The following is a 13,381-nucleotide window of genomic DNA, read 5'->3' on the forward strand; positions in this document are numbered from 1 at the left end:
ATAATGACCACAACTGAATTAAAGACGGAGATCAATAAAACATTGGAAAATATTCCTGAAGAGGCCTTGAACGATGTGCTATTGTACCTGCAGCATCTGCAGGCAAAAGCGCCATCCGATATTAAATTAACATCGCATTTACGGCAGATACTCACCGAGGACGCCGAATTACTTGAAAAGCTTGCTCAATGATAAGTATTGAACAGGCGGAGCAGGTACACAATGTGCTTATTGAGAAATTTGGAGGCTTAACAGGTATTCGTGATAAGGCAGGACTTGAGGCTGCCCTGGCACGCCCATATGCTACTTTTGATAGCTTGGAACTATATCCTGAACCTGCGGATAAAGCGACGGCCATTTTTGAGAGCCTTGTAATTAACCATCCTTTTATGGATGGAAATAAACGGATATCCTATGTTTTAATGCGCCTTACATTGCTGAACAATGGATTTGATATTGTAGCTTCTCAAAACGAAAAGTACGAAATGGTTATCAACGCCAGTAAAGGTGAGATCAGGTTTGAAGAAATAAGAAACTGGATTGTAAGCCGATTAATAAAAAAAGGATGATCGTCTCATTGCTCAACAAAACAGGCCCGGCTTCGCCGGGCCTGTTTTGTTTCGTGAAAATTTTGATACTACCATATCTTAATCCTCTCTTCCGGCTTTTTATACATTTTATCGCCCGGTTTCACGTCAAATGCCTTATACCAGGCATCCATATTGGTTACCGGCGCGTTGGTGCGAAACTGCTCGGGCGAGTGCGGGTCTGTTAAGATCCTTTGCGCGGCAGCCTCGGGCGTTTGAGCCGAACGCCATACCTGTGCCCAGGATAAAAAGAAACGCTGATCAGGCATAAACCCATCTGCTTTATTACCAGACCGGGCCTGTTTGGTTTTACTGAAAGCCTCATACGCGATGTTCAAACCGCCAAGATCGGCAAGATTTTCGCCAAGGGTCAGCTTCCCGTTTACGTGCAGGCTATCGAGTACCTTGAAAGCATTGTATTGGGCAACCACCTGGTCGGCGCGCGATTTAAATTTATTGGCGTCTTCGGCGGTCCACCAGTCGCGCAAGGTGCCATCCGCATCGTACTGACGGCCCTGATCGTCAAAACCATGGGTCATTTCATGGCCAATCACAGCCCCGATTCCTCCGTAGTTAATGGCATCATCAGCATTAAAATCAAAGAAAGGGAACTGCAGTATGCCTGCCGGGAACACGATTTCGTTATTCGTTGGGTTGTAATACGCGTTAACCGTAGGCGGTGTCATGCCCCAGCGGGTTTTATCAACCGGTTTGCCTAAGCGGCTAACATTGAAATTGTATTTCCATATATTGATAGCAGTCAAATTGCCGTAATAATCATCGCGGTTAATCACAATGCCATCATACTTTTCCCAGTTATCCGGATAGCCGATTTTTACAGTAAAGGCGTTCAGTTTTTTCAGCGCGCGATCTTTGGTGGCGGGGCTCATCCACTCCAGGCGTTTTATACGATCGCCGAGGGTGGCTTTGAGGTTATTCACCAAAGCAACCATGTATTGTTTGGCGGCCGGAGTAAAATACTTCTCAACAAACAACTGGCCCAATAGTTCGCCAAGGCTATTATCAACAAAAGCGCTCATGCGCTCCTTGCGCGGTGTTTGTACTTTTTGCCCGCTTAAAGCGCTGCTAAAAGCAAAGCCCGCCTTAACAAAATCAGAGCTCAGGGAAACAGCGGCCCCTCTTAAAATATGCCAGCGAAGATAAATTTTAAGGTTAGCAACCGGCGTTGCGGCCAGCAGCGAATCTGTTGTTCTAAAAAAAGAAGGCTGCGCAACAATAATACTGTCCTGGCTACCGGCCTTAAGCGCCGGTAATATTTTGCTCCACTTTAAGTGGGGCGTTTGCTTTTCAAAATCAGCTACCAGGAATTTGTTGTAGGTAACATGCGGATCGCGCATAGCCACACGGCTTAACTGTGCCTTTGCCCAGGTATATTCGAGATTGTAAACGATATCAGCATTTTTTGCAGCTTCGTCTGCGCTGCTGCCGGTAAGCGTAAATAAAGTAACAATTAATTTTTTTAAAGCTTCCTGCGCTTTTTTTGAACGCGCATCACTTTTCAGGTAATAATCCCTGTCGGGCAGGTTGATACCGCCCTGTCCAAGGTTAACAATGTACCTGTTTACATATTTATCATCCTGATCTACACTAAACCCGAAAACAGCAGAGCCCGCGCCGTTTACACGTTCATAAACTAATTCGTTAATAACATCGTCAAGGTTTCTGATTTTGTCTATACGGTTTAAAAATGGCTTAATGGGGTCGTAGCCACGTTTTTCGATAGTGAGGGTGTCCATGCCGCTGGCATACAAATCGCCTACGCGTTGTTTCAGGCTGCCTTTGGGTTGTGATGCCGAGGTTTTGCTTACTTCATTTAACAGCCCAATCAGTTTATCGATATTTTCCTGGCGCAAAATATTGAAGCTTCCCCAACGGGTTTCTTTAGCAGGAACGGCATTACGCTTTAACCAGCCGCCGTTAGCGTATTCAAAAAAATCATCGCCCGGTTTAACGGCCAGGTCCATGTTGGCCGGATCAATAAATTTTTTAGGAGGAGCGGCGGTTTTACGCTTGGCTTTTACCGGCTTAGGGCCATCCGCAGCGAAAACATTTACCGACATGCCGAGAGCTGCAGCCAGCACAATAAAGTATAACTTTAATTTCATATTAATAATAAAAAAGTTAAAGTTAATGAATAAAGTGCAACATGAACAGGCCTGCCTGAACCGAGGCCTAACGATTGAACCAGTTGATAATGGCTTCCAGCTTTGATTTTTTTAAAATATCAAGCCACAAACGGTGCAATGGCATTGTTTTCATAATAATCGCGTTGTTAGTACTATCAATAACTGAAGGATTGTAAAAATATTGTTTGAGTTATCTGAATCAGAATTTACCGAATTTTAGAATGAACAGCATTGTTAGTAATCATGATTCAAATTTTGTGTTTTAGTTTACGTTTTTATATGACTCGGGCACCTAATTATCCTGCAAATTCTAAAATTCTGTAAATTCTGATTCAGACAATCACTAACTATCGTATTTTTGCGCGTTATGAGTATTGCTAAAACATATATCCCTAAAGAAACCGAAGAAAAATGGTACAGTTACTGGTTGCAGCACGGCTTTTTCAAGTCGGTGCCTGATGAGCGTGAGCCTTATACTATAGTCATTCCGCCGCCAAATGTTACCGGGGTTCTGCACATGGGCCACATGCTTAACAATACCATACAGGATGTGCTGGTTCGCCGCGCCCGTATGAAAGGCAAAAACGCCTGCTGGGTTCCCGGTACCGACCATGCCAGTATTGCCACCGAAGCCAAAGTTGTTGCCATGCTGAAAGAGCGCGGCATCAGCAAAAAAGACCTTACCCGAGAGGAGTTTTTGAAATACGCCTGGGAATGGAAAGAAAAATACGGCGGCATTATCCTGGAGCAGCTTAAAAAATTGGGCGCCTCATGCGATTGGGACCGTACCAAATTTACCATGGACGAGAACCTGTCTGAAGCTGTTATCGATACTTTTATCCACCTGTATAAAAAAGGCTGGATTTACCGCGGTATCCGCATGATTAACTGGGACCCGCAAGGTAAAACTGCGGTGAGCGACGAAGAGGTGATCCGTAAGGAAGTTAACCAGAAGCTTTATTATATTAAGTATAAAGTCTCAAGTCTGAAGCCCGAAGTTGTAAGTCAGGATTTGACTTCCGACTCAGAACTTCCAACTTCTGACTTCTTAACTATAGCCACCACCCGCCCCGAAACCATTATGGCCGATGCGGCGATCTGTATCAACCCTAATGATGAGCGCTACCTGCATCTGCATGGTAAAAAAGTGTTTATTCCGTTAATTAACCGCGAAATCCCGGTGATACTGGATGATTATGTTACCATGGATTTTGGTACCGGCTGTTTAAAAGTTACCCCTGCACATGATTTAAATGACTATGAACTGGGCCAGCGCCACAACCTGCCCGTTATTGATATTTTGAACGACGACGGCACGCTGAACGAAAAAGCCCAGATACTGGTTGGGGAAGACCGCTTTGCCGCCCGTAAAAAAATCGCGTTATTGCTGGAAGAAGCCGCTGCGCTGGAAAAGGTGGAAGAATATAAATCGCAGGTTGGTTTTTCTGAACGCACCAACGCGGTGATCGAGCCTAAGCTATCTATGCAATGGTTTTGCAAGATGGCCGAAATGGCTAAACCTGCTTTGGATTATGTACTGAACGGCGAAATAAAACTGATCCCTGACAAATTCATCAACACCTACCGCCACTGGATGGAAAACGTACGCGACTGGAACATCAGCCGCCAGTTATGGTGGGGACAGCAAATTCCGGCCTGGTATTTACCTACCGGCGAGTTTGTCATTGCTAAAAACATAGAAGAAGCGCTGAAAGAAGCACAGGCAATAAATCCGGCGCTTACCGCAGCCGATTTGAAACAGGATGAAGACGTGGTTGATACCTGGTTTTCGTCATGGCTATGGCCTATTTCGGTGTTTGATGGCTTTAAAGACCCTGATAACGCCGATATCAACTATTACTATCCAACCAACGACCTGGTTACCGCGCCGGAAATTTTATTTTTCTGGGTGGCAAGGATGATCATGGCGGGGCACGAGTTTAGGGGCGAAGTGCCTTTCCGTAATGTTTACCTTACCGGTATTGTAAGGGACAAGCAGGGCCGTAAAATGTCGAAATCGTTAGGCAACTCGCCCGATCCGCTTGATCTGATTGAGAATTACGGTGCTGATGGTGTTCGCGTGGGGATGCTGCTCTGCTCGCCTGCCGGCAACGATTTGATGTTTGACGAAAGCTACTGTAAACAGGGGGCAGGTTTCGCCAACAAGATATGGAATGCGTTTAAGCTGGTAAAAGGCTGGGAGGTTGATGCAACACTGCCTAACCCCAATGTTGTAGCTATAGAGTGGTTTGGCAACCGGTTTAACCAGGCCCTTACAGAAATTGAAGCCAACTTTGCGCAATACCGCCTCTCGGAAGCGTTGATGGATACCTACAAACTGGTATGGGACGATTTTTGCGCCTGGTACCTCGAAATGATCAAACCGGCCTATCAGCATCCTATTGACAAGGCAACATATGAGGCTACTATCGGCTTTTTTGAAAATATCCTGAAGGTGCTGCACCCTTTTATGCCGTTCCTTACCGAAGAGTTGTGGCATGACGAGTTGTTTGGCCAACGCACCGAAATGGACTGCTGTATTGTAGCGCAATTACCCGTTATTGGGGAAATAAATTCACGGCTGCTTGCAGATATTGAAGTGATAAAAGATGTTGTTACAAACCTCAGGAATACGCGCAAAACAAAACAGATAGCAGATAAAGAACCGCTTGAGTTATTTGTACGTCCAAATTCCGGTATTGATTATCATCAATACCAGGCTATTATCAGCCGCCTGGGTAACATCGGCAAGTTTGATACCGTTACCGACAAGGTTGAAGGCGCCATCAGTTTCCTGGCCTCTACCGATGAATTTTATGTGCCGTTTGAAGAGGAAATTGACCCGGTGGCAGAATGCGCCCGTTTGGCAAAGGAGAAAGAATATTTGCTCGGCTTTTTAAAGGCCGTTAACGGCAAATTAACTAACGAACGCTTTATGGCTAATGCTAAGCCTGAAGTTATAGCGGCCGAGCAAAAGAAAAAAACTGATGCCGAGGCTAAACTGGCTATCATAGAAGAAAACCTGCAGGCTTTGGCTTGCTAATTGCAGGATTCATCAACTTTGCACTACAGGAAACCGTACCGAAAGTACGGTTTCCTGGCAATGGCAAGGTTCATGATTTGTCCTGAATATGAATGATAATGTAAGTTTTTTTAACTTATCGATCTATAAAATCCTTCGGAAGGAACAGCCGTTTCTTGACCAGGCACGTATCCGTTTACTGTATTATGGCTTTTTCCTGGTATTTGTTGCGCTTTGCGCGCTGTACCTGAACGTGTATTTTCAAAACCAGGGTATGTTAGCCAAAACCACCCTGGTGCTCATGTTATCGGTTATAGTGCTGTTTAAATATTTAACATGGACATCCAACTGGCGGCTGGCATCACACGCGCTGCTTATAGTTGGCACCCTGGTAAACACCAGTTTGGTTTATATCAGCCTGCAAACCGTAAACATCATTGCCGTACAGGTTATTATCATCGTAGTGGCATTTAGCTTTTATATGCTGGGGCAAACCTGGGGGCTGATCTATTCCTTGCTCAATACCGTGCCGGTACTGATTTTCATGATCATTGAATATAACAGCGGCTATGTTATCGGTATAAAACCCAATAAGATAGATCAGTCGACGATCATTATCAGCCTGTTTGCCAACTTTATCCTGCTGATATTTATTCACAGCCACTTTTACACCGCTTTTTTAAAAAACATTAAAAACCTTAAGGATAGCAGCGAAGAACAAAAAAGACTTTACCATGAAATGGAAGCGGCTATTGAAAAAGCCGAAAAATCGGCCCTGGCAAAATCGGAGTTTTTGTCGACCATGTCGCACGAGATCCGCACTCCATTAAACGCTGTGATCGGCATGAGCAATTTGCTGATGATGGGCAGCCCAAGGCCCGATCAAAAAGAAAACCTCGAGATCCTGAAATTTTCGGCCAATAACCTGCTTGCCATTGTGAATGATGTGCTTGATTTCAGCAAGATCGAATCGGGCAAGGTGGTTTTTGAAAATATCAGGTTTAACCTGGTTGATCTGATGAACAATATCTGCGGCGGGCAGATGCTGAAAGCCGAAGAAAAAGGTTTATTGTTTAAGCTGGATGTTGACAGTTCATTAAAACGCAGGGCGCTTTTTGGCGATCCTACACGCCTTACCCAGATCATTTTTAACCTGGTAAGCAATGCCATTAAATTTACCGAAAAGGGCAATATCTGGGTGCGGGTTACCTGCGTTGAAGACAGGCACAACACCGTTACGGTAAATTTTTCGGTGAGGGACACGGGCATAGGCATAGAGAGCGATAAACTTGCCAACATATTTGAGCCCTTTACCCAGGAATCATTAGCTACCACCCGCAAATTTGGGGGCACCGGCCTGGGGCTGGCTATTGTTAAGCGTTTGCTGGAGTTGCAGGGCCTGCAAATGACGGTGAACAGTACACGCGGTTACGGCTCCGAATTTTTATTTAATATGGAGTTTCCGGTATCAACCGAAGTTTTACCCGAGCCTGTTGAAGCCGCCCCCGCTAACAACGCTGCGGTTGATGGTTTGCTTAGCAGCCTCAGGATATTAATTGCCGAAGATAATATGGTGAACGTAATGCTGATGAAAAAGCTGCTGGCTAAATGGAACATTACGCCAACCATTGCCGAAAATGGCGAGCGGGCGGTTGAGTTTATGCAATACGGAAACTTTGATATTATACTGATGGATTTACAGATGCCGATAATGAACGGCTTCGACGCATCGAAAGAGATTCGTAAAATGGCCGATCCGCGCAAATCACGGATACCGATCATCGCGCTTACAGCATCGGCCTTGTTTGATATTAAGGACCAGGTTTATGAGGCCGGCATGAATGATTATGTATCAAAACCCTTTAAACCAGACGAACTACTGGAGAAACTGCAAACCTATGCACCAGGTAAAATGGCGTAGGAGCCCACCCAAACCCTCCCCGGAAGGGAGGGCTTTAGAAAATTTCCCTTGCAATCGTTTGCAACGCGAACAGTGATTTTTTCTTTTTGTCTCTTGAATCTTCCTGTCCTGATTCTACCCTCCTATTTATTCAATGCATCTCCGGCTTTAATCACCGCCTCATTCACCTCTTTAACCCTATCCAATTCCATTTTTTCAACAGCGCGATCATAAGTTAACACGCCATTTACTTCATGCTCCACATCTGTTGTTTGGGTATATATGGCTACACTTAAGCCTTTGTATTTCATTAGCTGCTCCACCTCGTCAAGTAAAAAAACATAACGATCAGTAAGGCGGGAACGCGTTGGTTCGTAGTCATACGCGTTGTTGTGAACGGGCCACATGTGGTTGCGCACAAACAGGCCTACGCCTCCAAATTCGCCTAACGAAGCCGCCCGGTGCGCATCTGGTACAGAAGCGCCGTAAGGGCCCACGTAAATATGGGTATCTACATAATCCCCATTGCCCGGGTCGCCATATGGCTTTTGATAGTCGGGGTTGTTGTTAAAACCGGAGTTGCCGTTAACCAACCGTGACGGATCATACCGTTTAACCCAGTTGGTGATGTTTTTAACATCAAAGGCACCCCAGTTTTCGTTGAACGGCACCCAGGTAATTATTGAGGGCGAGTTGTAATGATCATCGATAATGGCCTTCAGTTCCTTGCGATAAACCTTGCGGTTTTGGGTAGAATCCTCGTTTTGATACCAAATGGCAGGCATATCCTGCCAAACCAGTAGCCCCATTTTGTCGGCCCAATAGTAAAAGCGCTGGGGTTCCGTTTTCATGTGTTTGCGAATGAGGTTGTAGCCCGCTTTCCTGGTGTATTCCATATCAAACTTCAGGGCATCTTCAGTTGGGGCGGTTAAAACGCCATCGGGCCAGTAACCCTGGTCAAGCAGGCCCAGCTGCATCATGAATTTGCCGTTGATGAGTGGCCGGACCACACCGTTTAGTTTACCGAGTTTAATATCGCGCATACCGAAATAGCTTTTTACCTTGTCAGCCTCGCTCCCGTCGGTATTGTAAAGCGAGAGTTGCAGATCGTACAAAAACGGTGAATCGGGCGACCATAGCCTGGCATTATTTACCGGCAGATAAAAATACGTGCCGCCAACAGCTTCCGTTTTGGAAATTTCTTTACCATTGTTCAGCGCTACGGCCTTGATCTTTCCTTTGCCCTCGGTATTGACCCAAAGTTTTAAACGTTTACCTTCCACATCAGGCAATAGCCGGATACTTTTGATATACGATTTGTTTAGCGGTTCCAGCCAAACAGTTTGCCAGATGCCCGATGAAAAGGTGTAATCACCCCGCGGACCGTTTTTGCCGGAGGGCGTTTTGCCATCATTAGGATCTTTAGCGGCTACCACAATGGTATTGCCGCCTTTTTTCAGATAAGATGTAATATTAAAACTAAAGGAATCATATCCGCCAGAATGCGAACCTACCTTTTTATCATTTACAAAAACAGTTGCATCATGATCTACCGCGCCAAAATGCAGCATAACCTGTTTTCCCTGCCAGTTTGCCGGGAGCTCAATGTTACGGCGGTACCACATATTAATTTCCTGTTTGCGCTGTATACCTGATAGTACCGATTCGGGGCAGAAGGGTACCTGGATCCTTTCGGTTTTACCTTCAAAAACGGCAGGTTTTTCAGGGTTTAAGGCATTAGGGGCATTCTTGCCGCCCATGTAATCCCATTTGCCGTTTAAACAAAGCCAGTCGGCACGTTCTAATTGAGGGCGGGGATATTCGGAGAGCGGGGTTTCTGCCTGTATGGCTTCCCTTGTCCAACGTGTGGGCAGTTTGGCCTCCTGGGCCAGGGCGGTGCATGCATATAAAAATGCTGCCAAAAGCAGGGCTTTTGCTTTGAGATAGGTATTCATGGGTAGATGTTGCAGTTAACAAGGTTATGAATGCCTAAAGTAAGGAATAGATAACCGTTATCATAACATTTTATTTGTGGGGCTTACACCGATTGATTTTTGATTACACCGATTTTAACCGTTGATTGGGGATGATTACGCTGATTTCGCTGGATTTTTTTCTTTGTGATTAAAATGATTTTTATGATTACGCTGTTTTTTCTGAACCAGAATTTATAGAATTAAGGAATTGATCGAAATTTCGCTGCATTCTGTTGATTCCTTTAATTCCCCCCAATTTAAGTTCAGACAAAACGCCATGCATCAGGTCGTGACACGACCTCCGGGAGAAAATTAACAGGATGCCTGCAAAACTCCTTATTCTGAAAATCCTACAATTCTGTAAAGTCTGATTGACGACAATCCACAGAGACAGCAGGGGATAGTTAAAGGATTTATATTATCTACATTAGCCTTACCAATGTAAACCAATTAAGAGTATGCAAGTAATTTTAGGAGTCATCTTCCATTTTATAGGTGGCTTTGCTTCGGGGAGTTTTTATATTCCCTATAAAAAAATAAAGGGCTGGGCCTGGGAAAGCTACTGGATAGTGGGCGGTCTTTTTTCATGGTTGATTGTGCCGCCGCTGGCCGCATGGCTTACCGTTCCGGGCTTTGCCGATATTATAAGCCATACCGGCTCGGCAACGCTTGGCTGGACCTACCTGATGGGCTTGTTATGGGGGATAGGCGGGTTGACGTATGGTTTGGGGGTTCGATATTTGGGGGTATCGTTGGGCAGTACTATTATATTGGGCTTATGTTCGGTTTTCGGGGCGATCATCCCCTCGGTGTATTATGATCTCTTCCCTAAAAAAGGGAAAGATACTTTTACGCTGATGCTGCACACACCATGGGGGCAATTGGTTTTATTAGGCATTTTACTGTGTGTAGTGGGCATTATTATATGCGGCAAGGCCGGTACAATGAAAGAGCGGGAATTATCTGCGGATAAAACAGTAGCCGAAGAAAACAAGGATTACCGCTTTGGTTTGGGCATAGTTGTGGCAGTTATATCCGGCGTGTTAAGCGCCTGTTTCAACTTTGGGATTGAGGCCGGAAAACCAATGGCTGAGATTGCCAACCAAGCCTGGCAGGCCTCGCATCCGGGACAGGGCGATTTCCTGTTCTCCAACAATGTACCCTACATCGTTATACTGTGGGGAGGCCTCACCACCAACTTTATATGGTGTATGATATTGAACGCCCGCAACAAAACGTTTAATAACTACACTGATAAGCAAACGCCCCTGCTTAAAAACTACCTGCTTGCCGCGCTTGCCGGTACAACCTGGTTTTTACAGTTCTTTTTTTACGGCATGGGCGAAAGTAAAATGGGCAATGGCGCCAGCTCATGGATATTACACATGGCTTTCATTATCCTTATCGCCAACACCTGGGGCCTGGTATTAAAAGAATGGAAAGGGGTAAGCAGGAAAGCATTTGTAACCGTAATAGCCGGTATAGTAGTCATTGTATTATCGGTATTGGTGGTAGGTTATGGCAACAAAATAAAAGCCAAAGCAGAGGCCAAACAAGTATCTGATTTGACAATAAAAAATTAAAATAAATCAATAATTCACTAACTCGATAATTCACTAATTTAAAATATGTCTGTTAAAACAACACCATTTAAGCATGTAAGTTACCTTTGGGATGATGACAAAGCCGCCGGAATGGAAGGTGATGAAGTAGCCCTGCTCATTTACCGATCCAACCTGTTAGGTGCCGACCTGCGCCTTACCAACTACGGCGGGGGCAACACCTCGTGCAAGCTGATGGGCAAAGATCCGCTTACCGGTAAGGAGGTGGAAGTAATGTGGATCAAGGGATCGGGCGGTGATATTGGTACGCTTAAAAAAAGCGGACTGGCAGCCCTTTACGTAGATCGTTTACGAAGCCTGAAAAATATTTACCGCGGCGTTGAATTTGAGGATGAAATGGTTGAACTGTTTAACCACTGCATTTATGATCTTAACTCCAAAGCGCCGTCAATCGATACCCCACTTCACAGCTTCCTGCCATTTAAACATATTGATCACCTGCACCCTGACGCGGCCATCGCTATAGCGGCTGCAAAAGATGGTAAAAAAATAACGCAGGAATTGTTTAACGGTACCATTGGCTGGGTTGAATGGAAAAAACCAGGCTTTGAACTGGGTTTACAATTAAAACAGTGCCTTGACGAAAACCCCGGCATCCGCGGTATTATGTTAGGTTCGCACGGATTATTTACCTGGGGTGATACCGCTTACGAAAGCTACATCAACACTCTTGAAGTGATAGAGCGCTGCGCCGAATACCTGGAAGAAAACTACGGCAAAAAAGGCCCTGTTTTTGGCGGGCAAAAAAATGAAAGCCTTGAAGAACCGGCCCGTAAAAAACAAGCCGCGGCACTGGCTCCGGTGTTACGCGGCTTCTGTTCAAGCTACCGCCATATGGTTGGTCATTTTACCGACGACGCGCGCGTGTTAGAGTTTATCAATTCAAATGACCTGGATCGTTTGGCCCCATTGGGCACCAGCTGTCCCGACCACTTTTTGCGCACCAAGATCAGTCCGCTGGTGCTTGATTTGGCACCGGACGAAGATCTGAGTGATGTCACTGCCTTGAAAGCCCGTTTGGCGCCCGCATTTGAGGCTTATCGCCAAATGTATACCGATTATTACAATACCTGCAAACATGATAACAGTCCGGCCATCAGGGATACCAACCCGGTAATTATCTTATATCCGGGTGTGGGTTTGTTCTCTTTCTCGAAAGATAAACAAACCGCCCGTGTAGCGGCCGAGTTTTATACCAATGCTATCAACGTAATGAAAGGGGCCGAGGCTATTTCTGAATATACCTCGCTCCCACGCCAGGAAGCTTTTGATATTGAATATTGGTTGCTGGAGGAAGCTAAACTACAGCGCATGCCTAAACCAAAAGCATTATCAGGTAAAATTGCCCTGATCACCGGCAGCGCGGGCGGGATAGGTAAAGCTATCGCCAAAAAATTTGTTGATGAAGGCGCGGTTGTTATTTTGAACGATATGAATGCCGAACGTTTGGAAGGCGCAGGCGAGGAATTTAAAAAGCAATACGGTAAAGATTCCTACACCACGGCCATTCTTGACGTTACCAGGGCCGAACAGATTAATGAAGCGCTTGAAATAGCGGCGCTGACGTTTGGCGGGGTGGATATTGTGGTAAATAACGCGGGCTTATCCATCTCCAAATCCATTGCCGATCATACCGAAAAAGATTGGGACCTGCTATACGATGTATTGGTAAAAGGCCAGTTCTTTATTACCCAGGCTGCTGTAGCGGTGATGAAAAAACAGGATATCGGCGGCGATATTATTAACATCGTAAGTAAAAACGCTTTGGTTAGCGGGCCCAATAATGCCGGTTACGGCTCGGCAAAATCGGCCCAGTTACACCTGAGCAGGTTGAATGCCGCCGAATTGGGTGCCGATAGGATCCGCGTAAACGTAGTTAACCCGGATGCCGTGATCAGCGACAGCAACATCTGGGCCGGCGGATGGGCCGAGGGTCGGGCTAAAGCTTACGGTGTTACCGTTGAAGAATTGCCTGCTTACTATGCTAAACGCACTTTACTAAACGAGGTAATTTTACCTGCCGATATCGCCAATGCCTGCTTCGCCTTTACAGGCGGCCTGCTCAACAAATCAACCGGTAACGTGCTGAATGTTGATGGCGGGGTGGCGATGGCGTTTGTAAGGTAA

8 protein-coding genes are annotated in these 13,381 nt (G+C 45.6%); 6 read left to right on the forward strand and 2 right to left on the reverse strand.

Translation table 11 applies throughout. The features are described from left to right. Nucleotides 1-3 precede the first annotated feature (3 nt). Nucleotides 4-192 (forward strand): hypothetical protein, encoded by a 189-nt coding sequence (locus LX99_RS02005; protein WP_109605933.1) that lies wholly within the window; start codon nt 4-6, stop codon nt 190-192. Next, the gene (locus LX99_RS02010; protein WP_109605935.1) at nt 189-569 is read left to right on the forward strand and encodes a type II toxin-antitoxin system death-on-curing family toxin; all 381 of its coding nucleotides are present in this window, start codon (nt 189-191) and stop codon (nt 567-569) included. The genes LX99_RS02005 and LX99_RS02010 overlap by 4 nt, the downstream gene beginning before the upstream one ends. A 68-nt stretch (nt 570-637) precedes the next feature. Here the strand turns inward: LX99_RS02010 and LX99_RS02015 are convergent, their stop codons facing one another. Beyond that, nucleotides 638-2,713, reverse strand: a complete 2,076-nt coding sequence (locus tag LX99_RS02015) for a M13 family metallopeptidase (RefSeq protein WP_109605937.1) — start codon at nt 2,711-2,713, stop codon at nt 638-640. A gap of 388 nt (nt 2,714-3,101) precedes the next feature. Between LX99_RS02015 and LX99_RS02020 the strand changes: the two genes are divergently transcribed. Further along, complete coding sequence (locus LX99_RS02020) at nt 3,102-5,777, forward strand: valine--tRNA ligase (RefSeq protein WP_109605939.1); 2,676 nt, start codon at nt 3,102-3,104, stop codon at nt 5,775-5,777. Nucleotides 5,778-5,865: 88 nt separating this feature from the next. After that, a complete protein-coding gene (locus LX99_RS02025; protein WP_109605941.1) occupies nt 5,866-7,677 on the forward strand; it encodes an ATP-binding protein in 1,812 nt (603 codons plus the stop codon). Between the two features lie 122 nt (nt 7,678-7,799). Here LX99_RS02025 and LX99_RS02030 read toward each other — a convergent pair whose 3' ends face one another. Continuing rightward, entirely contained in the window at nt 7,800-9,611 is a 1,812-nt protein-coding gene (locus tag LX99_RS02030) for a glycoside hydrolase family 2 protein (protein WP_109605944.1), read from the reverse strand. A gap of 479 nt (nt 9,612-10,090) precedes the next feature. On the opposite strand from LX99_RS02030, the gene rhaT reads away from it, so the two are divergent. Together rhaT and LX99_RS02040 are read left to right on the forward strand one after the other, a co-directional pair. Next, entirely contained in the window at nt 10,091-11,215 is a 1,125-nt protein-coding gene (gene rhaT / locus LX99_RS02035) for an L-rhamnose/proton symporter RhaT (RefSeq protein ID WP_109605946.1), read from the forward strand. A gap of 45 nt (nt 11,216-11,260) precedes the next feature. Beyond that, a complete protein-coding gene (locus tag LX99_RS02040) occupies nt 11,261-13,381 on the forward strand; it encodes a bifunctional aldolase/short-chain dehydrogenase (RefSeq protein WP_109605948.1) in 2,121 nt (706 codons plus the stop codon).

It is taken from the genome of Mucilaginibacter oryzae, assembly GCF_003148845.1.
Lineage (GTDB): Bacteria > Bacteroidota > Bacteroidia > Sphingobacteriales > Sphingobacteriaceae > Mucilaginibacter > Mucilaginibacter oryzae.

Coding starts and splice junctions, on each gene's coding strand:
- rhaT (WP_109605946.1), top strand. CDS start 10,091: ATGCAAGTAATTTTAGGAGTCATCTTCCATTTTATAGGTGGCTTTGCT.
- LX99_RS02025 (WP_109605941.1), top strand. CDS start 5,866: ATGAATGATAATGTAAGTTTTTTTAACTTATCGATCTATAAAATCCTT.
- LX99_RS02030 (WP_109605944.1), bottom strand. CDS start 9,611: ATGAATACCTATCTCAAAGCAAAAGCCCTGCTTTTGGCAGCATTTTTA.
- LX99_RS02005 (WP_109605933.1), top strand. CDS start 4: ATGACCACAACTGAATTAAAGACGGAGATCAATAAAACATTGGAAAAT.
- LX99_RS02020 (WP_109605939.1), top strand. CDS start 3,102: ATGAGTATTGCTAAAACATATATCCCTAAAGAAACCGAAGAAAAATGG.
- LX99_RS02015 (WP_109605937.1), bottom strand. CDS start 2,713: ATGAAATTAAAGTTATACTTTATTGTGCTGGCTGCAGCTCTCGGCATG.
- LX99_RS02010 (WP_109605935.1), top strand. CDS start 189: ATGATAAGTATTGAACAGGCGGAGCAGGTACACAATGTGCTTATTGAG.
- LX99_RS02040 (WP_109605948.1), top strand. CDS start 11,261: ATGTCTGTTAAAACAACACCATTTAAGCATGTAAGTTACCTTTGGGAT.